General features: G+C 47.1%; 12 protein-coding genes. 10 read left to right on the plus strand and 2 right to left on the minus strand.

Going from position 1 to position 22,861, the window contains the following annotated elements:
- Positions 1 to 26: 26 nt before the first annotated feature.
- Entirely contained in the window at positions 27 to 839 is an 813-nt protein-coding gene (locus G3T18_RS25225) for an FkbM family methyltransferase (protein ID WP_224413350.1), read from the plus strand.
- 24 nt (positions 840 to 863) lie between these two features.
- Here G3T18_RS25225 and G3T18_RS25230 read toward each other — a convergent pair whose 3' ends face one another.
- Entirely contained in the window at positions 864 to 1,670 is an 807-nt protein-coding gene (locus G3T18_RS25230) for a 2OG-Fe(II)-dependent halogenase WelO5 family protein (protein WP_224413351.1), read from the minus strand.
- A 52-nt stretch (positions 1,671 to 1,722) separates the two neighbouring features.
- A complete protein-coding gene (locus tag G3T18_RS25235; protein ID WP_224413352.1) occupies positions 1,723 to 2,517 on the minus strand; it encodes a 2OG-Fe(II) oxygenase in 795 nt (264 codons plus the stop codon).
- 472 nt (positions 2,518 to 2,989) lie between these two features.
- Here G3T18_RS25235 and G3T18_RS25240 point away from each other — a divergent pair, with 472 nt between their 5' ends.
- The 9 genes from G3T18_RS25240 (at position 2,990) to G3T18_RS25280 (ending at position 22,747) form a co-directional block, all read left to right on the plus strand.
- The gene (locus G3T18_RS25240) at positions 2,990 to 3,301 is read left to right on the plus strand and encodes a hypothetical protein (RefSeq protein ID WP_224413353.1); all 312 of its coding nucleotides are present in this window, start codon (positions 2,990 to 2,992) and stop codon (positions 3,299 to 3,301) included.
- Positions 3,302 to 3,597: 296 nt separating this feature from the next.
- The gene (locus G3T18_RS25245) at positions 3,598 to 4,458 is read left to right on the plus strand and encodes a 2OG-Fe(II)-dependent halogenase WelO5 family protein (RefSeq protein WP_224413354.1); all 861 of its coding nucleotides are present in this window, start codon (positions 3,598 to 3,600) and stop codon (positions 4,456 to 4,458) included.
- A gap of 14 nt (positions 4,459 to 4,472) precedes the next feature.
- The gene (locus G3T18_RS25250; protein ID WP_224413355.1) at positions 4,473 to 6,185 is read left to right on the plus strand and encodes a fatty acyl-AMP ligase; all 1,713 of its coding nucleotides are present in this window, start codon (positions 4,473 to 4,475) and stop codon (positions 6,183 to 6,185) included.
- Positions 6,186 to 6,213: 28 nt separating this feature from the next.
- On the plus strand, positions 6,214 to 7,671 hold the full coding sequence (locus tag G3T18_RS25255) for an acyl-CoA-binding protein (RefSeq protein WP_224413356.1): 1,458 nt from the start codon (positions 6,214 to 6,216) through the stop codon (positions 7,669 to 7,671).
- Positions 7,672 to 7,684: 13 nt separating this feature from the next.
- Positions 7,685 to 14,755 carry a type I polyketide synthase gene (locus tag G3T18_RS25815; protein ID WP_224413357.1) on the plus strand — a complete coding sequence of 2,357 codons (7,071 nt, stop codon included), beginning with the start codon at positions 7,685 to 7,687 and terminating at the stop codon, positions 14,753 to 14,755.
- A complete protein-coding gene (locus G3T18_RS25265) occupies positions 14,752 to 15,282 on the plus strand; it encodes a DUF6817 domain-containing protein (RefSeq protein ID WP_224413358.1) in 531 nt (176 codons plus the stop codon). The genes G3T18_RS25815 and G3T18_RS25265 overlap by 4 nt, the downstream gene beginning before the upstream one ends.
- A gap of 67 nt (positions 15,283 to 15,349) precedes the next feature.
- Positions 15,350 to 16,351 carry a TauD/TfdA family dioxygenase gene (locus tag G3T18_RS25270; RefSeq protein ID WP_224413359.1) on the plus strand — a complete coding sequence of 334 codons (1,002 nt, stop codon included), beginning with the start codon at positions 15,350 to 15,352 and terminating at the stop codon, positions 16,349 to 16,351.
- Between the two features lie 10 nt (positions 16,352 to 16,361).
- Complete coding sequence (locus G3T18_RS25275; protein WP_224413360.1) at positions 16,362 to 16,862, plus strand: DUF3598 family protein; 501 nt, start codon at positions 16,362 to 16,364, stop codon at positions 16,860 to 16,862.
- Between the two features lie 77 nt (positions 16,863 to 16,939).
- Positions 16,940 to 22,747, plus strand: coding sequence for a non-ribosomal peptide synthetase (locus tag G3T18_RS25280; RefSeq protein WP_224413361.1), 5,808 nt, complete (start codon positions 16,940 to 16,942; stop codon positions 22,745 to 22,747).
- The last annotated feature ends 114 nt before the right edge of the window (positions 22,748 to 22,861 follow it).

Raw genomic sequence — 22,861 nt, forward strand, 5'->3', positions numbered from 1 at the left:
GAATTTTCCCGAAAAAAAGGATCGATATGAAATCAGATTTTTTTAACAGAATACCGACGAAAATGATTGGTGCCTTTGAGGAATTGAAGTCTTTTTCTTTTCATCCTAGTTTCGATCGATTCAATTTAATGAAAATTCTCTTATTTCGTCAGTTGCTCGAACAGTATAAAATTGAATCAAAAGGGGTTATTCACTTAGGAGGACATCTAGGAGAAGAATTATTAATGTACGTCTTGACTGGCTTTACCAAAATTCTTTTAGTAGAACCGCACCCCCAAGTTTTTCATCAATTGGAAAAGTTCGCCAAGCAACTTAATACTTGTCTTAATGAAATCCAGGTTTTTTTTAATTGTTCTGTTGATTGTCAAGTCGTAGCAATTCCCTGTGCGATCGGAGATAAAAAAGGAATATCTGAACTATTTGAATTGTCAGATACCGCTCTTTCCTCTACTCTAAAACCTACCAAGGTTTTCTTGGATTCCTTAGCCGATCGGGGAAAAAACAATCAACCTAAATCTGCTGGAAAAATACCTGTCAAAACCTTAGATGATTTGCTGCAAAATTTGCCTAATAAATGGCAATTAGAAGACTTTAATTTTCTCTGGATGAACATTCAAGGTGCCGAACTATTGGCTTTAAATGGAGGAAAAAATGCCATCAAACAACTTGATTACATCTTTCTCGAAACTGATTTTGAAAAACGGTATGAAAATTCTCCATCTCCCGAAGAAATTGATAGTTTATTAAGCCACTGGGAATTTTCTCCCCAGTGGAAAATAATGTCTCCTCATAGTCAAACACTGGGCATGACTTTATATATTAAAAATCATCTTTGCTGAAATAAGCTTGTCTCGCTCGATCCCCTAACTCCAGTAATAAACCTTTTCGCGATCCCGGGAAAGTGCTAAAGATCCGCCAATGGTGATTCTCGTTTCATTACCTAATATATCAGCAATACAATGAAGAATGCTGCCCCCTTGAAAAATAACCAGATCGCCAATCTCAGGAACGATAATTTTTCGCGGAAATTTATCTATGCTTTGTTTCGCTTCTCTAATTTTTTCACGATCTGTTTCTGACTTTTTTAGTCGCTCTGCTGGTAGATCGTAAAGAATAAGTTCTCCTCCGGCTTCTGCTTTATTGACGACAACAAAGTAACTAAGTCCATCGACTAATTGGGCAATCTCTTTTAAGTAATTATACGCTGAATCGTGTAAAAATTCGTTGCCGATATGAATAGGAATTCCGCCGTGATTGGGATAAGCAAATCGAATTGTTGCTGGCGTGTAAGCCCTACCCTGTTCCCCCGGCAATTCGACTGCCTTATTTCCGGAAAGTTGACGGACTATCGACTTAATAGTTGCTTCAAAATCCGTGGGAAAAATTTCCTTTAGCTCGGCTCTGAATTTCTCTGCTGCTGCGAAATAATCGGATTTATCGTTACCCTGAGCGACTAAAATTTTTCCCCAGGTTTCTCCATAGGGCGTGGGATAGAATCCTGTTTTTTTGGTAGCTAATTTTGTTTTAAGAGCGAGCATTTCTGCTTGAGAAAATACGCCAGTGACAACTATACCTTCTAGTTCACCTTGGTAAGTTTGACTGATGACATCTGAGTATTTGTTTATTGATTCACCCTTAATTATAATCCACTTTTCTGGGACTTTAAGCATTTTAATCTTCCTGCTTACTCACCTAAATTTAATTGCTCAAATTGGTAGTTTTTTAAGCCCAATAGTGAATTTTTTCTTCGTCTTGGGATAAGCCGACAAATCCTCCAATGCTATAGCGAATCTTGCTACCTTTGACTTCAGAAACTGCGTGCCAAATACAAGCGCCATGAAAAATAATTAAATCGCCAACTTCTGGATCGTAACGCCTTTGCTGACATTTTTCTAGGTCTAGCTTTTCTTTGGGAATTGTCAACTCCTTTGGCAAGTCATCGTAGAGAATTAGTTCTCCACCTTGTTCGGGTTTGTCGATGACTAAATAATAACTCAGGCAGTTCTTCAGTTTAACGATTTCATGTAATTGTTCAAACCCTGGTAAGTTAATAAATTCGTTACCTTTATGCAAGCCAATTCCGCCGCGATCGGGATAGGTAAATCGAATTTGAGCGGGAGAATAAGCGTTATCATTTTTATGAGCAACTTCAACCTGGCGTCCGCCTGAAAGTTCTTTAAAAATAGCTGTAATGGTAGATTCGTAATCAGGATTGAAAATAGCAGTTAACTCATTTCTTAGTCTAGCTGCATCTTGAAAGTATGAGGTTGTATCGCTACCATTAGCAGTCAAAACTGCTCCAATTAAGTCCCCATAGCGCTGTTGGCTACACAGTTGCGATAATTCCTCTTTTTTACGATCTAAATTTTGTTTAACTAGAAACATTTCTGCCTGAGTAAAAACCTGCTTGATGTGTATGCCATCAATTTCTCCCCGATAAATTTGATTAATACCATCAGGGTAGTTAGCTAAATCGCTAACCTCAATCTTTACCCATTTTTCTGTTAAATTTACCATCTTTATTTATTGTTATTTGCGGCATTATAGTGTTTCTCTTCAGGATGAGGAATAATGTCTGGGCGCAAGCTTTGCCCCTATACATTTGGCTATACCTCACGCTCTGAGGATCTGCTATAGTCTCAAATTGAATCATAGCAGCAAGTAGTCACACAGAAGCTTTTGTCTGTGTAAGCTTTTGTAAAACATTTCTAGTTCTCTGGGGTAAGCTGATTTGTCCTAATTGATACTAATAGCTATTAGTACTCTATAAAGCTTGATAGCTATAGATTGATATTGTCAAAAAACAAATTAGTCTCATAGTTATTAAAAAATAATAGCACTAAATTATACATAAATTAGGTATTGATAAAGATAAATAATTGATTAAATTTGACAAGCAAATAGATAAGTCATAAAATCAAGCCAAGTCGATAAAAAAATTGACAACAAAGTTAAGGAAATATTAACGTCTAGTAGAAAGGAAAAACAAGTGTCTAAACAAGGGTTCGTAGATTTCATTCAAAAAGTTACCAAAGCAGAAGATAAAAAAGCATCAAAACACCCATTGACGGGGACAATAGGTAACTTCGATCGCAGCCTCAGTGGTGAAGCCAAAGTCAATGCAGTAGCTAAACAACTGGCTACAGCAGCTAAAAGCGAAGGCTTTGATGTCAGCGAAGCTGACGTAAAAGCATATATGGAAGACCTGAAGAATAAGTATGAAAGCGATCCGATGACAGCAGCAATGATGGATTCTTTCTGCAATTCGACTTGCCACATCGGAACAGCAGTAGGCAGTTAAGCTCTTGATTAATTCACTGGATTAATTCACTGGTTTTCCGTACGTCTGATCTGCTGTGAGTTGTTAAAGTTTGGGTCTAAGTGAAGACAGCAACTAACTTTTTCTCAGGATCGAATCGATCGACTAAAGTTATCTTGCTCGGTGGTTTAAGAAAATAATTCTCAGAAGAAAAGATGCACGGAAGCTTTCTGAATTGTTCTGCCTAATGAAAAACAAAAAAAGCCGAAAAATTGGTACCTTTTTATTAAAAGTGTGGGTAGTTCACTACCAACTCGATCAACATATACTAAACCATAATGATTCAGTCGCCTGTCGTTAAATCGCTTTATAATTTTGCTACAGTCAATGCCGAGGAAGTAGCTCAGGTGTATCCAAACGGGATACAGGATATTTGCGATCGCCAAATTGATGGCTTGATTATCGAAAATATCCTGAATCCAACCGAGATAGGTAAGGTCGTTAGCCAGTTAAACCGGAAAGGACCATTGGAAGGGTCGCCCTTTGGAGACATTCTGATTTACGGACCCGCACTCTACGTTTCGAGCGAAGACACGGGAAAATATTGCCAGGAAGCAGTGGAATTTCGCCATTTTTGTCGCCAACTCTTTAGTGGTGGCAGGGACTTCGAGAGGCGTATGAGTGAGGTGCTATCGACCCTCTCAGGCGGACGGGTAGTTGAATTACCAAAAGCCGCCGATGGTTCTGAATATACGCCAGCCAGTATCCGAGTCTTAGAAACCGATCAATTCATGGGTTGGCATTTCGAGAACCAGTTTTTGCACTGCACTCCAGGCTACAGAGAATTAATCAACAAAATTGAACTCAGCGATCATCTTGCCTACTTCGTAGTGCTGAGCGATCCTGAAGCAGGAGGCGAGTTGGTTCTCTACGACATTCAATGGCACGAAACCGAGTGGACAGATAGAGAAAACGGCGGTCGGGGGTGCAATGGAACGATTAACGGTAGACCGCTTGCAGAGGTAATGGAAGAATATTCGCAAATGACCATCAGCCCAAAACCAGGTTCTCTGGTGATTTTTGATGGTGGACGAATTTTGCATCGCGTCTCGGCGGTAAAAGGCAAGCGCCGTCGCATCACCATTGGTGGGTTTGTTGCCTTCTCCCGCCAGCGAGAAAAAGTATTTTACTGGAGCTAATCTAACAGAGGTGAATGCAATTGCCAGGGGAGACGTTAGTCGATAGGTTAAGACAAAGGGCAGCAGCACAGCCCGAAAAGAGAGTTTACACCTTTGTGCGGGAAGAAGGTATCGAAGCAGATAGTCTCAATTACAAACAGCTAGACCAGCAGGCTCAAGCGATCGCCAGCCAACTCCAAAGCTTAGGAGAAATTGGCGATCGCGCCCTGCTGCTATATCCGCCAGGGCTAGACTTCATCGCGGCTTTCTTCGGGTGCTTGTACGCTGGTGTAGTAGCAGTTCCGGGGTGTCCCCCAAAAGCCAATCAATCCCTGAGCCGGATTAAAGCGATCGCCACTGATGCAAATCCGCGCTTTGTGCTAACAACGAAGAGCTTATCTACCCATCACGAACGCTGGCGTAGCCAATTACCTGAGTTAGCCACCTTACCCTGGCTAGAAACCGACGCGATCGCTCCAGAAGAGCGGCAACAGTGGCAGCCACCAATATTAAATCCCCAGAGCCTGGCGCTACTTCAGTATACTTCTGGCTCCACCGGAACCCCAAAAGGAGCGATAGTAACTCACGCCAACCTGCTGATTAACTGCGAAGACTTGGATCGCGGCTGGAAACACGACCCAGACAGCATCATCGTCAGTTGGCTGCCCACATTTCACGATCTCGGACTCATCTACGGCGTGATTGAACCCCTCTACAAAGGCTGTTCCGCCTACCTCATGTCTCCCATGTCCTTCCTGTTGCGTCCGAGTCGCTGGTTACAGGTAATTTCCCAGTACCAAGCCACCCATAGCGCTGCCCCAAACTTTGCTTACGACCTCTGCGTGCGTAAAATAAAGCCTGAAGAGAGATCCCGTCTAAATTTGACCACCTGGCGCATGGCATTAAACGGTGCCGAACCCGTTCGCGCTAGCGTCTTGAAAGAATTTGCCCAAACCTTTGCCCCTTGTGGCTTTGACCTAAGTGCTTTTTGTCCCGGCTACGGCTTGGCAGAAGCCACATTGAAAGTAGCCGCCGTCCCCCAAGAAGACCCCCCCCACTTTTATGCCGTTGACTCAGAAGCCCTGAAACAAAATCAGATTAAGCCACCCCAAGCCGATCGCCCCGTGCAAACCTTAGTCGGCTGTGGCAGGAGCGAAATTGACACCCAGATTCGCATCGTCGATCCTCAAACCTTGAGGCAATGTCCCCCAGACGCGATCGGCGAAATTTGGGTTTCCGGGGCAACAGTGGTTCGCGGCTACTGGAATAATCCTGCTGCCACGACTGAGACCTTTCAAGCCTATCTCGCAGATACGGCAGAAGGACCATTTTTGCGGACGGGAGATTTAGGATTTCTTCACGACAGACAACTATTTGTCACCGGACGCCTGAAGGAAACAATCCTGATTCAAGGACGCAACCACTATCCCCAAGACATCGAGCTAACCGTCGCCAATTGTCATCCTGCTTTAGTTTCGGGAGGAGTAGCCGCTTTTTCCGTAGACAAAGACGGAGAAGAACGATTAGTAGTAGTTAGCGAAATTCAGCGCCACCATCGGCGATCGCTCAATCCCGCAGACGTCTTGACCCAGATTCGTCAAACCGTAGCCGCCGAACATGACCTGCGGGTACAAGCAATTGCCCTGATTAAACCCGGAACCTTACCGAAAACCTCTAGTGGTAAAATCCAGCGTCGCGCTTGCCGTCAGCAGTTTTGTCAGAACCAGCTAGTCCGAATCGAGGACTAAACCGTTGTGCCAGTCGAGGAGTTAATTGATGCTTTCCCCCGCCGAGATCGAACAGTTTCAGCAAAAAGGATGGGTAGGTCCGCTAACTATTTTTTCCCCCGAGCGAATTGCCGCCGTCAAGCATTGTTTAGAAACCCATAGTCGCCTGATTGTAGAAGCCAACGGGCAGGAAATTCTCGGATTCTACAACAATGTCATGAACATGGACACCCCTCGCGACCAGCACTTGTTCCATCGGTCGCTAGCCGACCTGTTCAAAGATTGTCGGCTAGTGAAGCAATTAAATCAAATTGCCGGTCCAGACTTACTCCTCTGGTATACAAACGTATTTTGTAAATTACCCGGACAGGGAGAAATTAAATGGCATCAAGCAATTGAATACTATACCTCCAGTGACATTGACTATCAGAAAAAAACCCTCGTTTATGCCCCCGATGAAGCCCCGATCAATCTCACCGTTTGGGTAGCATTAGAAGATGCTGACCTAGAAAACGGTTGTCTGCGCTTTGCCAATGGTTCCCATCGCAAAACCTTTCCCATCATCCCAGGCGCGCGTCCTGCCCAAGAAGGAGTTTTTGCTGGCATTAGCGCCCATAAAACCGTTTGGCAGCGCGAGCAAAAATATTCTCTCGCTTATGACTTTGACGAACAGGACTGGGAACTGGAAGCAGTTCCGGTCAAAGCTGGACAGGCAGTTATCTTTACAGAGAAGGTCATGCACAGTTCTTTGCCGAATCGCTCAAACCGCCGTCGTTTAGCCATTATTGGTCGTTACGTGCGTCCCAGTACCCAAGTATATCCCTATCGCCGACAGGGAGATTTTATTGACGAAAACGGACACAATATCGCACGGCATTACTGTATTTTAGTGTCAGGTGAGGATCGATACGGACATAACGTCGTCAGAGATTGGCATAACTTAGACCCGATCGAAGTGGAATTTCAACAGATGTCGAACCGAGTACGCTTCGGTCAAGTAGAGATTCCTGAAGATAAACGGCAACTGGAAATTTATGGCTTAGAAAAGCAAGCAATTCAGGGAGATTGCACCGAAGCCGAACCGAATCCGATGTTACATCCACGCCAGTATATTCAGTGGCAAGCCTGGAATCAATATCGCGGACTATCTAAAACTGAAGCCATGGGACGCTATAGCCAACTTGTCGTGAAGTTGCCCGCCAAAGCAGTTCCCTCAGAAGGATTAAAATCGGGGCAAGGAAAATTTTCCAGACGCACCGCCACCGATATCCAAGCCTGGCTATTGGCTTATTTAGGAGAACTGCTAGAACTCTCCACCGATGAAATCGATCCGGCTAGTTCTTTTCAAAGTTATGGGTTATCCTCAGCAGAAGGAGTTGGATTAATTCGGGATCTCAGTGACTGGCTCGGAGAGACTCTCACCCCACCCCTGCTGTTTGACTATCCCACCGTAGCGGCTTTATCTGCCCATTTAGCAGCAAAAGCCCCGATCGCCAACAAAGAGTAAGAAGGAGAGAGGCGTGGAACCCATTGCGATTATTGGCATCGGCTGTCGCTTTCCCGGAGCGAACAATCCCCAAGAATTTGGTCAGCTACTCAAGAATGGCATAGATGCGATCGGCGAAGTTCCCCAAAATCGCTGGTCAGTAGAGGACTACTATCATCCGGAACCCGCGACTCCGGGAAAAATGAATACCCGTTGGGGAGGATTTTTAGCCCAAGTTAGCTTATTCGATCCGAGCTTTTTTGGCATTTCTCCTCGGGAAGCCAGCCGTATCGATCCTCAGCAGAGGCTGGTTTTGGAAGTAAGTTGGGAAGCCTTAGAAGATGCCGCGATTAGCCCCGATTCTCTGGCAGATAGTCAAACGGGGGTATTTATTGGCATTGGCAACTACGACTATGGTCGTCTTTTGTGCCAGGATGAGTCCCGCATCGATTCCCATCACGGCACGGGACTCACCCTGAGTTTGGCAGCCAATCGAGTTTCCTATTTCTTGAATCTACACGGACCATCAATGGCGATCGAAACCGCCTGTTCCTCGTCCTTAGTCGCCGTCCACACCGCCTGTCAAAACCTGCGGAACCGAGAGTGCGAGATGGCTCTGGCAGGGGGAGTGAGCTTAATGCTACTACCCGACATGACGATTACCTTTTCTCAGGCACGCATGATGTCCCCCGATGGGCGTTGCAAAACCTTCGATGCGGGAGCAGATGGTTACGTTCGTGGAGAAGGCTGCGGTATGCTCGTACTCAAGCGCCTGTCCGACGCCGTCGCCTCCGGCGATCGCATTTTAGCCGTTATTCCCGGGTCTGCTGTTAACCATGATGGACTTAGCAATGGCTTGACGGCTCCCAACGGTTTAGCCCAACAAGCGGTCATTCGTCAAGCCCTATGTCAGGCAGGGGTACTCCCAGCAGAAGTCAGCTATGTCGAAGCTCATGGTACGGGAACAGCATTAGGAGACCCCGTAGAAATTCGGGCGCTCCAAGCAGTTTTAGGGGAAGGTCGCCAAACCGGGCAAAGTTGCTCGATTGGGTCAGTTAAAACCAATATCGGTCATTTAGAACCAGCAGCAGGCATTGCCGGGCTGATTAAAGTCGTCCTCTCGCTACAACAGGAAGCCATCTTTCCCCATCTGCACGTCAAGCAGCTCAATCCTTATCTAGAGCTAGCCGGAACCCCCTTCACCATCCCCAAAACCTATCAGCCCTGGCAACCCAAGAACGGACGGCGGATTGCTGGAGTCAGTGCCTTTAGCTTTGGCGGCAGCAATTGTCATCTGATTGTCGAAGCTGCCCCACCTGTTACCAGCCAAGAGCAGAACAGCGATCGCCCCTGCCACCTGCTCGCCATCTCCGCGAAAACCGAACCAGCGCTACAAGCGTTAGCCCAGCGCTATGAGACGTTTTTAGCCAATCATCCCCAAGCTTCCCTAGGCGAGATCTGCTTTACTGCCAATACGGGGCGTTCTCACTTTAACCACCGATTGACCGCCGTCGCCACAACTACAGACCAGTTGCACCAGCAACTCCAGGCATTTAATCGAGGACAGGAAACCCCAGGAGTCGCAACTGGTACAGTGAAACGGGGCAAGAGTCCCCAGATCGCCTTTTTGTTTCCCGGGCAAGGATCGTCGTACATCGGCATGGGACGTCAGCTTTACGAGACAGAGCCGAGGTTTCGCGCTATTCTCGACCACTGTAATGAAATTTTGCGCCCCGAACTGGAGCAACCCCTATTAGAAGCCCTTTATCCCACCGCAGAGACTAACGCAAAATTACTAGAAACCACAGCTTATGCCCAACCCGCCCTGTTGGCGATCGCCTATGGATTGTCTGAACTCTGGAAATCCTTTGGGGTAGAACCCCAGGCTGTCCTGGGTCACAGCCTGGGAGAGTATGCCGCCGCCTGTATCGCTGGCTCATTTAGCCTAGAAGCCGGATTAAAACTCCTGGCTCAACGGGGTCGTCTGATGCAAAAATTGCCGACTGGCAGAGGAATGGTAGCCGTCTTTGCCTCTGTAGAAACCGTAGCCGCCGCTATCCCAATCAACACCAAAACCGTTACCATTGCGACCCTGAACGGACCGACCCATACCGTGATTTCTGGGGAAAGACAAGCCCTGGAGTCCGTAGTGGCGACACTAGCTGCTCAAGGCATTAAAACCCGAGTTTTGCCCGTTGCTGGCGCTTTCCACTCCCCTTGGGTTGAACCCATCCTCGACGAACTGGAACAGGCGGCTAACGCGATCGCCTCACAAGCACCGCGAATTCCCCTGGTTTCTAACCTAACTGGAGAGATCCTGCCGACGGACTGGAAACCGACAGGACAGTACTGGCGTCAACAGGCTCGAAATCCCGTCCGATTTATGGCTGGCTTCCAAACTTTACTCAACCAGGGCTATGACCTGTTTGTGGAAATTGGTTCTCAGTCGATTTTAAGCAGGATCGCTCAAAGCTTCAGCACGGCAACCTGCTTGCCCTCTCTCATGTCCGACCAGTCTGACTGGCAGGTACTGCTGGAGAGTTTAGCCTCTTTATACCGTCGAGGTGTCTCTGTCAACTGGACTGCTGACGGTCGTGCCTACACCCGTCGTCCACTATCTCTGCCCACCTATCCCTTCCAAAGACAGCACTACTGGATCGAGCGATCGCCGACAACTGCCAGCAAACCCTCCGAACGGCGATCGTCGCCAGCCAAAATGCTGCCAGAAACTCAGCCCGAGCGCATGACAGAACCCACGCGCCGAGGGGAAATTGTCGCCCAATTACGCAATTTAGTGGGGAACTTACTCCACATTCCCTTTGACCGAGTAGACCCAGATACACCATTTCTAGAAATGGGCGCAGATTCTTTAGTCCTGGTAGATGCCATCCGGGCAATTGAAAAGACCTATAAACTCAAAATTGCCCTCAATCAGTTATTTGCGGAGTGGAAAACGATCGATGCCCTAGCTGCCTACATTGATGAGCAGCAATCCCCCACCCCATCAGCCCCAGAGACCTCAGCCGCCCCCCTCTCAGAAACAGCTACTGAGCGAATCATGGCACAACAGTTGCAGGTCATGTCACAGCAGCTAGCAATATTGCAAGGGCAAAAGGGAACGCCTTCACCCCCGTCAGGAAATAGGCTAAACCCTAGCCTCCCCGATCGCCAAACAGTCCCTCAGTCCCCCAAACAAGCCACAGCGATCGCTCCTAGCCTGTCCCCTCCAGGACAAAAACTGACTCGCCGACAGGAACAGCATTTAGCCTCTTTAATTGAGCGCTATACTCGCAAAACCCGAAAATCGAAGCAACGAGCAGCAACCTCTCGCCCTATTCTCGCCGATAGCCGTGCCTGTGCCGGATTCCGTCCTTCGATTAAAGAAATGCTCTATCCCATTGTCGGAGAGCGGGCAGCAGGCGCTAAATTCTGGGACATCGATGGCAATGAATATTTGGATATTACTATGGGTTTTGGCGTATTGCTGTTCGGTCACAATCCTCCCTGTATTGCCGAGGCAATGCAAAATCAGCTACAACAGGGTTTGCAGATTGGTCCCCAGTCGAATCTCGCCGCCGATGTCGCCCGATTAATCAGCGATTTGACCGGAGTCGAGCGGGTTTGCTTTTGTAATTCAGGAACAGAAGCGGTGATGACAGCCCTGAGACTGGCTCGCACGGCAACCGGACGGCGCAAGATTGCCCTATTTGCTGGTTCTTATCACGGTCACTTTGATGGCGTCTTGGCAGTGCAACAGCCAGGAGAATCTACCCCTGTACCCCTAGCCCCCGGAATTTCTCCGAACGCGATCGCCGACGTTCTGGTCTTGGAATACGACAATCCCGACACTTGGGAACGCCTGTACCAACACGAGCAGGACTTAGCCGCCGTGTTAGTCGAACCCGTCCCCAGTCGTCGCCCCGACATCCAGCCCCAAGCCTTCTGGAAACAGTTGCGAGAATTCACCCGTAAGGCGGGAATTGCACTGATTTTTGATGAAGTGCTGCTCGGATTCCGGATTCATCCCGGTGGCGCTCAAGCCTGGTTTGGTGTAGAAGCCGATCTTGTAGCTTATGGTAAGATAGTCGGCGGTGGCTTACCCATTGGTGTAGTTGCTGGGAAAGCAGCTTACCTGAATGCCATTGATGGTGGTTTGTGGAATTATGGGGATGCTTCCTACCCAGAAGCAGAGAAAACGTTTTTTGCCGGAACCTTTAATAAAAATCATCTGGGAATGGCGGCAGCGCGAGCCGTACTTCTAGCCCTCAAACAGCGCGGACCTAGCTTGCAGCAAGAATTAAACGATCGCACCGCCCGATTAGCTCAGCGACTCAACGCCTATTTTACCGGCCAACAGATCCCCATAGAGTTAGTGCATTTTGGCTCTTTGTTTCGCTTCTCCTCCAGCGAAAACATCGATTTGCTCTACTATCATCTGTTGGAAAAAGGGGTTTATCTTTGGGAAGGACGCAATGGCTTTCTGTCTGTAGCTCATACGGATGAGGATCTTGAATTTCTGATCGCAGCAGTTAAAGCTAGTGTTGAAGAACTTCGAGACGGCGGCTTTTTTGGCGATCGAGTTGGAGAGGTAGTGGATTCACTTCCACTGACGATCGCCCCCAGCCAAATCTGCGCTCGCCTTGCTCCTTTGACGGTACCACCGGAACTGGAAACCTATCCCAATGCCTTCCACCACCTGGAAAAATTGAGTTTGGCTTGGGTGGTACAAGCGTTCGGCAAAATGGGCTGGCAGTTTGAAGAAAAAACCTTCTCCACCCCAGCCTTGGCGAAACAATTAGGAGTGGTTCCATCCCACTATCGATTGTGCGATCGCTTACTGGAGATCTTGGCAGAAGAGGGGATACTGCGGCAAACTCAATCGGGCTGGGAATTATTGCAGGTTCCGGAAATTTCAGCTCCGCAGACATTAGCCAAGACGGTACGCTCTGAATTTCCGCAGCTAGAGGCAGAACTAAGCTTGTTGAATCGCTGCGGGGCAGAACTGGCGTCAGTTTTGCGAGGAGACTGTCATCCTCTACAGCTATTATTTCCCCAGGGCGATTTAACAGCAGCAACAAACTTATATCAAAGATCGCCAGTGGCGCGAATGCTAAATACCTTAGTCGCAAAAGTGGTGAGTTTAGCCGTTGCCTCAGCGAACCGTCCGCTCCGTATCCTAGAAGTAGGTGCTGGCACAGGCGGAACCACATCTTATCTACTTCCATCCCTCAACGGCGATCGCGTCGAGTATACGTTTAGCGACGTTTCCCCACTATTCCTCGCCAAAGCCCAGCAAAGGTTTCGCGACTATCCCTTCGTCGAGTATTGTACCCTAGACATTGAACGAGACCCCAGTAGCCAAAACATTAGCCCGCATCAGTACGATATTATCGTGGCAGCTAACGTATTGCACGCCACGGAAAATTTGCGCCAAGGGTTAAAGCACATTCGCCAGTTACTGGTTCCAGGAGGCTTGCTGGCGATCGTTGAGGGAACGATGCGTCAGCGCTGGCTCGATTTAATCTTCGGGCTAACGGAAGGCTGGTGGAAGTTTACCGACACCGATGTGCGCCCCTCTTATCCCTTACTTCCGGCTTCCCAGTGGCGAACCCTCTTGTGGGAAACTGGCTTCAGAGATATCTGCGTTCTTCCTGAAGATGCAGGGATACCATTTCCCCAACAATCAGTCACGATCGCTTGTTCTCCACGCCAATTCCCCTTAACTAAAGCACAACAGCAACTTTGGGTACTCGCACAGCTACAAAAGCAAGGATCGATTGCTTACAATGAATCGATCCGTCTAGAACTGCGGGGTACCTTGCAAGTCGCCGCTTTGCAGCAAGCTCTACAGCAACTCGTTCATCGTCACGAAGCGCTGCGAATCCGCATTAGTGAAGGAGGAGAAGCGCAGGAAATTTTACCGACTTTAACCCTGAACTTGCCTTTAATTGAAGTTTCCGAAGCTAGGGAAAAGGCGGCTGAATGGGTGCAACAACAGGTGCGTCAGCCGTTTAATCTCAGCCAGGAACCTTTGTTGCGGGTTCAAATTTTGCAGCTAAGAGAAAACTACCACTGGCTAGTTCTCACCGTACATCATCTCGCTATCGATGGCTGGTCAATTGATGTTATTTTACGAGAGTTAGGCGAGTTATATTCAGCATATTGTCAGCAGGTTTCCCCCCAACTCGAAACCCCCGTTCCCTTTAGCGACTATTTGAAAGCTCAGTTTAATCAGCGCGATCGTTTGGCGGAAGACAAAGCCTATTGGCTGGCAGAATATGCTGATTCGGTTCCCCTGTTGTCTCTACCAACAGATTTTCCACGACCGACAGTTCAAACCTATTCAGGACGTCAAGAAAATCGCTTAATTGAGCTATCCTGCTGTCGTCAATTGCAAGGGTTCAGCCAACAGCAGGGATGTACTTTATTTATGGTACTACTAGCCTGTTTTAATCTTCTTTTACATCATCTTTCGGGTCAAACAGAATTTGCCGTAGGAATTTCGGCGGCGGGACAATTGGCGTTAGGATGGAAAAATTTGGTCGGCTACTGTGTCAATGTGCTACCTCTGCGCTGTCAGATTGCTGGAGAAACGTTTGTCGATTATCTCAATCGCCTCCAAAAGACAGCCTTATCAGCTTACGAACATCAGAATTATCCCTTGAGCGAGCTACTCGATGAGTTGAATCTCAAGCGCGATCCCAGTCGTCCCCCGCTAATTTCTGTTTTATTTAATTGGGATAAATTCGGGGAAGGGTTGAGATTTTCGCAATTAAATGTTAAAGCAGTCGATCATTTTTCGGGAGCAACAAAGCGGGATTTAACCTGGAATTTAACGACTACAGGAGAACAACTACGATTAACCTGCACGTACAATACTGACTTATTTAAACCGGAAACGATTCAAGATTGGAGCGATCGCTACGAATTTTTGCTGCGGACGGTGGTAGAAAATCCAGCGATTACCTTAACAGCAATCGAGCAACATTGGCAGGAATTAGACCAACGTAAACAACGCCAGAACGAACAAGCCCTGGAAGCCACTAAGCGCCAGAAATTAAAACGAGTCACTCGTAAACCGATTCAGGGAAGAGAAGGATCATGAAAGAGGCGATCGCCACTCTAAAAAAATACCAAACTCAAAGCATTTCTCACTCGACACGAACACTTTTCGACCATCCGATCGGAACGGGTCAAATTTTGCAGGAGTGGGACTGCGATCTAAATCTATGTCTGGCAGGGTATTTTCATTCTTTTTATGGCACAGAAGGAACAGGCAAAAAACGCATTCTTGACTTTAGCGAGCGTGAAAAAATTCAGCAAGAAATTGGCAGAGAAGCCGAAATTATTGTTTACTTATACTGGGTTTCTCGGCGCAAATTTTATTATCGCTGCAATGGCGACTATATTTGGGATCGATTAACCAATCAAAAGAGAAGCGTTACCAAAGAAATATTTAGACAACTTGTAATCCTTGACATAGCTAATTTGGTTGAAGAGTTTCCGCGTTGGAAGTATTTATTTGGCTGCGGTTTTTTAGTAGCGCGTCGGCGAACAACTTGCGCCATGCCTTACTTACCTGAAGTAGCTCATGAAAAGGTTAAAACACTGTTTAAAATTAGTCATCGTTAACTGAAATTAGAGATTATTAATGGATAAAATAAACTCAAATCAACCTGGATCTAAAAAAATAAAAGGTGTGAAACGTAAAGCTATTAATTTGTCTGAATATCGGTTAATTAATCCTCAATATTTTGACGCAGATAAGAAACTGCCTCTAGTGATTAAAGGAACCGTAGGCAAATTAAATTTAATAGACTGGGCGCGGGAAAATCATTCTTTTATTGAAGAAAATTTGTGCCAGCATGGAGGAATCCTCTTTCGAGGTTTTCAGGTCAAAGGAGTAGCCGAATTTGAGCAGTTTATCCAATCGGTATCGGAGACACTTTTAGACTATACCTATCGTTCTACACCCCGTTCTCCTGTTTTCGGAAAAATTCAAACATCAACGGAATATCCAGCTCATCAAGTTATTCCACTACATAATGAAATGGCTTACTGCCACAATTGGCCCCTAAAAATTTGTTTTTTTTGCGTTCAAGCTGCTGAAAACGGAGGAGAAACTCCGATTGCTGACAGTCGAAAAGTTCTCCAACGTCTTAACCCGAAAATTGTTGAAAAATTCGAGGAAAAAAAAGTCATGTATGTTCGCAATTACGGAGAGGGACTTGATTTAAGTTGGCAAACAGTTTTTCAAACCAACGATCCTTTAGCAGTGGAAAAGTATTGCGATCGTGCCGGAATTACCTTTGAGTGGAAACCTGGTAATCGTCTCAGAACTCAGCAGATTTGTCAAGGCGTTGCTACCCATCCAAAAACCAAAGAAAAGGTTTGGTTTAATCAGGCACATTTGTTTCATATTTCTAATTTAGTACCAGAAGTACAGCGATTCTTTTTAGCCGAATATGGAGAAACTAAACTGCCTCGCAATGCTTATTATGGAGATGGAAGCCCCATTGAATCCTCATTCCTCGATGAAATCCGCTCTGTTTATCAACAAGAAAGGATCGTTTTTCCCTGGCAGTCTGGCGATATTTTAATGTTAGATAATATGCAAGTTGCTCACGGACGCAATCCTTACAAGGGACAGAGAAAGGTTTTAGTAGGGATGGCAGATAATTACGCTAGAGAAAGAGAATAAAACTACCTCCATGATTCAGATCGAAAATTTCCAGGTTTTTCCTCAATGTATTGGCGATTGGCAAGGAAAATGGATCGCTTTAGATCCGAATGGACGAGAACTTTATCGTTTTACAAGTTTATTAAAGCAACGAATCATTGATAATCGCTGGGTACAAACCAATGAAAATAGCTATTCAGATGGACGACAGGAGATTCTGCATTTTGAGGGAACGGCGGTTAAACAGGGAACGCTATTACTAGAAAGTCCCGATTCGCCTTACGATCGTTTTGTGATGCTCGCTGAAGAACAGGGCGATAACCTAATTATTATTAGTGTTTCAGAGCGAACTACGGGTTTGCTATTAGCAACAGAAACGATTAATTTAGTCAGTAAAATAGAGCGCATCCGAACGTTGCAGCAATTTAAATCGACCGAGGGAAAGCTGAGGGGATTTACTCTGGTTATTGAGAAAAAATTGGCTGATGGGGCTGACGAACGATCGCGACAAGCTGGGGATAATTTCCCATAATAATTAACCAAAGATGCGAGTAGTAGATTAACCGCTTTCAATGCCAGCACTCTTTAAATGTTTAAATTCAGGGTAAGATGAAAAACCTTAAAATTCAAGAATGGTTTAGTCAGACAGCCGCAACATTTAGCCAGCAAATTGCGATCGCAAGCCTTACTCAAACAGTTACTTATGGCGAACTCGAACAGCGTACCAATAATCTCGCCAATTTTCTCCAGTCACAGCAAACACCAAAAGCAGCCCGAATTGCTATTTTGTCCGAGGATTCCCTTGAAGTTATTATCGCCGTTATTGCAGCATTAAAAGCGGGATGTGCTTTTGTTCCTTTATCAACCAATATACCCAGAAAACGACTAGAAACGTTGATTCAAGACATTTCTCCTCATTGGTTAATCATCGATGCCAAACAAGGGGAAAAACTCGCTAACTTGGGGTTAGATTGCACTAAACTAATTGTTTTAGGTGACTGGGAAAATCCACCGCAACTCGATTTAACTTTAAGCAAAGACTATGAGCAATACTGGAATATCGGCAAACCTAAAGACCGCTCAGAACCCGACGATTTATGTTATTTATACTTAACATCAGGTTCCACCGGAAAACCCAAAATGATTGCGGGTCGTTTAAAGGCAATCGCGCAGTTTATCCATTGGGAAATTAATCTGTTAAAGCTGCCCAAGAATGTGCGCGTCAGTCAACTCATTTCTCCGGCTTTTGATGCCTTTTTAAGGGATATTTTTGTGCCGCTTTGTTCGGGAGGAACGATTTGTATTCCCGATAGCTGGGAAACGATTGTAGATGCCAGAAAATTAGTTGATTGGCTCGAGCGGCAAAAAATTAACCTAATTCATTGCGTTCCTTCCCTCTTACGTTCGTTGCTAGCCCAAGACCTCAAACCAACACAGTTTAGCGCCTTGAACTATATTTTGCTATCAGGAGAAGTATTACTGGGAGCAGACATTCGTCGCTGGCGGTCAGTTTACGGCGATCGCGTGCAGTTAATCAACCTTTATGGACCCTCAGAGACAACTATGACCAAGTTTTTTTACCTGGTTAAGTCCTCTGATGAAACACGAAAAACCATTCCCATTGGTAAACCAATGGAAGGCGCGGCGGCTTTAGTGGTTGATGCCAACGGGAAAGTTTGTCCTCCTGGAATCGTCGGCGAAATTTATATTCGGACTCCCTATCGGACTTTAGGTTACTATCAGCAACCGCAACTAACACAAGAGGTTTTTATTGCCAATCCTTTTAGTAATAAATCAAACGATATAATTTATAAAACTGGAGATTTAGCCAGAATTTTAGAAGATGGTAACTTTGACTATGTGGGGCGCAAAGATCGGCAGGTTAAAATTCGCGGCGTTCGGGTTGAGTTAGGAGAAATTGAGAACGCCCTGCAACTGCATCCGGCGGTCAAAGAAGGTGTGGTTGTGGCTTGGGACGATCGCTACGGCAATAAATATCTCTGCGCCTATGTTGTCCTCAACAAAACTTTAGATTCCGCTCAATTAAGAGAATTTTTATTAGCCAGACTACCAGAATCCTTAGTTCCCTCAGCTTTCGCGATCGTGGAAGCCTTGCCGAGAACCATCAGTGGCAAAATCGATCGGCGATCGCTGTGCGAACCTACCCCAGCCCAAAGGACTCGTGCTTTCACTCCACCGAAAACCCCCTTAGAAGCTCAGCTAGCCCAGCTTTGGCAAGAAGTATTAAAAGTAGCGCAAGTAGGGGTAGAAGACAACTTCTTTGCACTAGGCGGTCATTCCCTGTTGGCAACTCAGTTAGTCTCCCGCATTGAGCGTAGCTTCCAGATTCAACTGCCCTTACGAGTCTTGTTTGAGTCTCCAAGCCTAGGCGTACTCGCTCAAACCATTCAAACCCTTCAAGCCACCCAAACTCCCTCAAAACAGCCCTTTCCCAGGATTTACCGACCCAGAAACCTACCCTTATCCTTTGCTCAGCAGCGCTTGTGGTTTCTCGATCGCCTCCTGCCCGACTCTAGCGCCTATAATATGCCGATGGCGGTTCAAATTCGGGGTCATCTCAATATTACCGCCCTAGAAAAGAGCCTCAACGAAATTATTCAGCGCCACGAAATTTGTCGCACCAAGTTCCAAACTGTTGCTGGAAGCCCAACTCAAATTATTGTTCCCCATTTAAGCTTAACCCTGGAGCCGCTCGATCTGACGACATTGCGAAACGAACAGCAGCAAGCCCAGGTTCAACAGCTAACCGCCGCCGCCAACGAGCCATTCGATCTCGCCACCGCACCTTTACTAAGAGCCAGCTTAGTGCAATTAAGCGATCGCCACTATATCCTCTTGCTGACGATTCACCATATTATCTTTGATGCCTGGTCGATGGGAATCCTGATTCAGGAATTAACTGCCCTTTATTCAGCCTTTTCCCAGGGAAACCCTTCTCCCCTAGCGCCCCTGAAGATGCAGTACGCTGATTTTGCTTGTTGGCAGCGACAGCAACTTAGCGAGGCTAACCTAGACAAGGCGCTAGCCTACTGGAAACAGAAACTAGAAGGAGACTTACCGCCGTTAACCCTGCCCGCAGATCGCCCCCGTCCCCCTATCCCCACCTTTAAAGGCGCTCGACAACCATTCCAGATTGACAACACCCTGACAGCGCAACTGAGACAACTCAGCCAACAGCAGGGAGCAACGTTATTTATGATTCTGCTGACCGCTTGGAAAATCCTGATTTATCGGTATACTTCTCAGGAAGACTTGCGAGTCGGAACCGCGATCGCGGGTCGTCCTGGGCCAGAAGTCGAATCATTAATTGGCTGCTTTGTCAATACCCTGGTATTGCGTTCGCACCTCTCAGGAGACTGCACGGTTTTAGCTGCCTTAGAACAGGTGCGAGAAGTCGCCCTAGAAGCCTACGCTCATCAGGAATTGCCCTTTGAGAAATTGGTCGAAGAATTACAGCCAGAGCGGGTTTTGAGTCACTCGCCCCTATTTCAAGTTGGCTTTGCCTTCTATGGCGATCGCCGACCCGATCTGACCCTAGAAGGACTGAGCCTGAATCCCATCAACGTTGATAGTGGTACGGCAAAGCTAGATTTAACTCTCTCACTGCGGGAGGAAGAAACGGGGCTAACTGGCTGGGTCGAGTATGCCACTGACTTATTTGATGTCAGCACGATTGAACGAATGCTTGGTCATTACCAAACCCTGCTCGTGGGTATGGTGAGGAACCCCGAACAGCGCCTCGATCGCTTACCCTTGCTCGCAACTCAGGAACGCCAACAACTACTTCAACAGTGGAACCAAACCCAGACTCCCTATCCCCAAACCCTTTGCTTGCACCAGCAATTCCAGCATCAAGTGGCACAAACGCCCGCATCCATTGCCCTTTTGTCTGAGGGGGTGCAGCTTACCTATGGGGAATTAAACCAGAAAGCCAATCAACTGGCTCACTACTTGCAGGATTTCGGCGTCAAACCAGAAGTGCGAGTGGGTCTGTACTTATCGCGATCGCCAGAAGCTATTATTGCCTTGTTCGCCATCCTCAAAGCAGGTGGGGCTTACGTTCCTCTCGATCCCAGCTATCCTCAGGAGCGCTTGGCTTTGATCCTGGACGATGCCCAAATTTCTGTCTTAATCAGCCAAGGTACTCACTTCCCTCTAGACTCAATTCTTACCACCCCCCAGCACATCGATCTAGAGCGCGATCGCGATCGCATTGCCCGAGCAAGCCAGGACAACCCGGAAAGCTCTGTTACCATCGATAATCTCGCCTATATCATCTACACCTCTGGGTCTACAGGCAAGCCGAAAGGAGTGCTAGTCGAACACCGGGGATTGGTCAATCTCGCCTTAGCTCAAATTCAGGCATTTGGGATCGAACCTAGCAGTCGCGTACTCCAGTTTGCCTCGCTTAACTTCGATGCCTCAGTCAGTGAAATTGCCATGACTTTGCTAGCCGGAGCTACTCTCTGTTTGTCAGTTTCCCCCTTGCCCTTGGTCGGCAAAGCCTTAACGAACCAACTGCGGGATTGGGCAATTAGCACAGTTACCCTACCACCCTCAGTCCTCGCCACCCTTCCGGTTGTAGACCTCCCTGCCCTCCAAACCCTGATCCTGGCTGGAGAAACCCCTGCTGCGCGCGCGATCGCTTCCTGGGCATCAGGTCGCCGTTTATTCAACGCCTATGGACCGACAGAAGCCACAGTCTGCGCTACCTTGGCTGAGTGTAACCCTAGGGGCGATCGCGTCCCCATAGGTCGCCCGATTGCCAATGTCCAGGTTTATCTTCTCGACTGCGCTCTCCAACCCGTCCCCATCGGCATTCCGGGTGAGCTGTATATCGGTGGTGTGGGTGTAGCCCGAGGCTATCAAAACCGTCCCGACTTAACTCAGGAGCGATTTATCCCTAATCCCTTTGACCCGACTAGTCAGGGTCGCCTTTATCGGACAGGAGACTTAGCCCGCTACCAACCTGACGGTAGCCTGGAATTTCTCGGTCGCCTGGATACTCAGGTGAAAATTCGCGGCTTCCGGGTGGAACTGGAAGAAATTGAAGCCACACTCAATCAGCACCCTGATGTTCTGAGCGCAGTTGCCCTCTGCCAAAAAAGCCAACCCGATTCGCGCTTAGTAGTTTATGCAGTTCCTAAAGCGGGTCAGACTCTAGAGTGCCAAACCCTAAAAGACTTTCTCAAGCAACGCTTACCCAACTATATGATTCCCGCCGCCGCGATCGTCCTTGACACACTGCCTTTAACTGCCAATGGCAAAATCGATCGCCAGGCTCTGCCTATGCCTGAATTAGGGCTCCCTAAAAAGATTCCTGCTCGTGATTCCCTGGAAAGAGAACTGATAGCAATTTGGGAAAAGGTGCTTAATCTTGCCTCGATTGGCGTTACCGATAACTTTTTTGACCTCGGAGGACATTCTCTCCTGGCTGTGCAGTTGATGGCTTTAATTGAGCAACATTTCGGCGTAGAACTGCCTCTTTCCCTACTCTTCGAGGCAGGAACTGTTGAACATCTTGCCACTAAAGTGCGTTCTACTTCTGGCTCCCAAACTTGGTCGCCCCTAGTCAATCTTCAAACCCAAGGGTCTAAACCCCCTTTGTTCTGCGTTCATCCTATCGGTGGCTCGGTTTTTGGCTATGAGGAGTTAGCTCGCCAGCTCGCACCGGAGCGACCCTTCTATGGCTTGCAAGCCCCCGGTTTGGCAGAACACCAGCAACCTTACACTTCGATTCCCGATCTAGCCACCTACTACCTAAAAGCGATACGGTCGGTACAGCCGTGCAGTCCTTATTACTTGGCGGGACATTCCTTCGGCGGATTGGTCGCTTTTGAAATGGCACAGCAGCTTTTTGCCCAAGGAGAGGTGGTTGCTTTATTAGCAATCCTGGATACCCCTGCCCCAATTGGGCGAAAAGTGCCAGAACCCATTGATGATGCTCTGTGGTTAGTTCGCAGAGCGCAGGTGTTAGAGCGGTTTTTTGGCAAAACTTTATCTTTAACTTACGCAGACTTACAACAAAAGACTCCAGAAGCTCAAATTAAGGACTTTTGCAACAAGTTGAGAGAAGCAGAGCTGCTACCTCCAGACGCAGGAGAGCCAATGATTCGCCGGATTTTACAGGTTCAAAAAGCATCTCATCAAGCACTCCTCGACTACGTTCCCCAGATTTATCCGGGAAAAATTACTTTACTACAAGCTGCTGAGGTTGTAGCTTCCGATACGAGGGGAATCTATGCTGAGAGCTTTAATCAACCTGCTTTGGGGTGGAATTGTTTGACGAGGGAAGTTGTCTCAGTACACAGCGTTCCTGGCAATCATATTACTATGCTAACTCGCCCTTATGTCCAAGACTTAGCCGACATCCTTCAATCCTGTTTAGCTCTCTAATCGAGAGTTAAATGAAGCTAAATTTTGGCGATCGCTCCATCGCTCCCGACAACCCCAAAGGTTAAAATTTAGTAACATTACTACCCACCACTGAAATCCACTGCTAACCTAAAA

This window comes from Oscillatoria salina IIICB1, from assembly GCF_020144665.1.
Lineage (GTDB): Bacteria > Cyanobacteriota > Cyanobacteriia > Cyanobacteriales > SIO1D9 > IIICB1.

Bases quoted from the DNA above. Each gene is read 5' to 3' on its own strand.
- G3T18_RS25225 (WP_224413350.1), top strand. From the start codon at position 27: ATGAAATCAGATTTTTTTAACAGAATACCGACGAAAATGATTGGTGCC.
- G3T18_RS25230 (WP_224413351.1), bottom strand. From the start codon at position 1,670: ATGCTTAAAGTCCCAGAAAAGTGGATTATAATTAAGGGTGAATCAATA.
- G3T18_RS25235 (WP_224413352.1), bottom strand. From the start codon at position 2,517: ATGGTAAATTTAACAGAAAAATGGGTAAAGATTGAGGTTAGCGATTTA.
- G3T18_RS25245 (WP_224413354.1), top strand. From the start codon at position 3,598: ATGATTCAGTCGCCTGTCGTTAAATCGCTTTATAATTTTGCTACAGTC.
- G3T18_RS25250 (WP_224413355.1), top strand. From the start codon at position 4,473: ATGCAATTGCCAGGGGAGACGTTAGTCGATAGGTTAAGACAAAGGGCA.
- G3T18_RS25255 (WP_224413356.1), top strand. From the start codon at position 6,214: ATGCTTTCCCCCGCCGAGATCGAACAGTTTCAGCAAAAAGGATGGGTA.
- G3T18_RS25265 (WP_224413358.1), top strand. From the start codon at position 14,752: ATGAAAGAGGCGATCGCCACTCTAAAAAAATACCAAACTCAAAGCATT.
- G3T18_RS25275 (WP_224413360.1), top strand. From the start codon at position 16,362: ATGATTCAGATCGAAAATTTCCAGGTTTTTCCTCAATGTATTGGCGAT.
- G3T18_RS25280 (WP_224413361.1), top strand. From the start codon at position 16,940: ATGAAAAACCTTAAAATTCAAGAATGGTTTAGTCAGACAGCCGCAACA.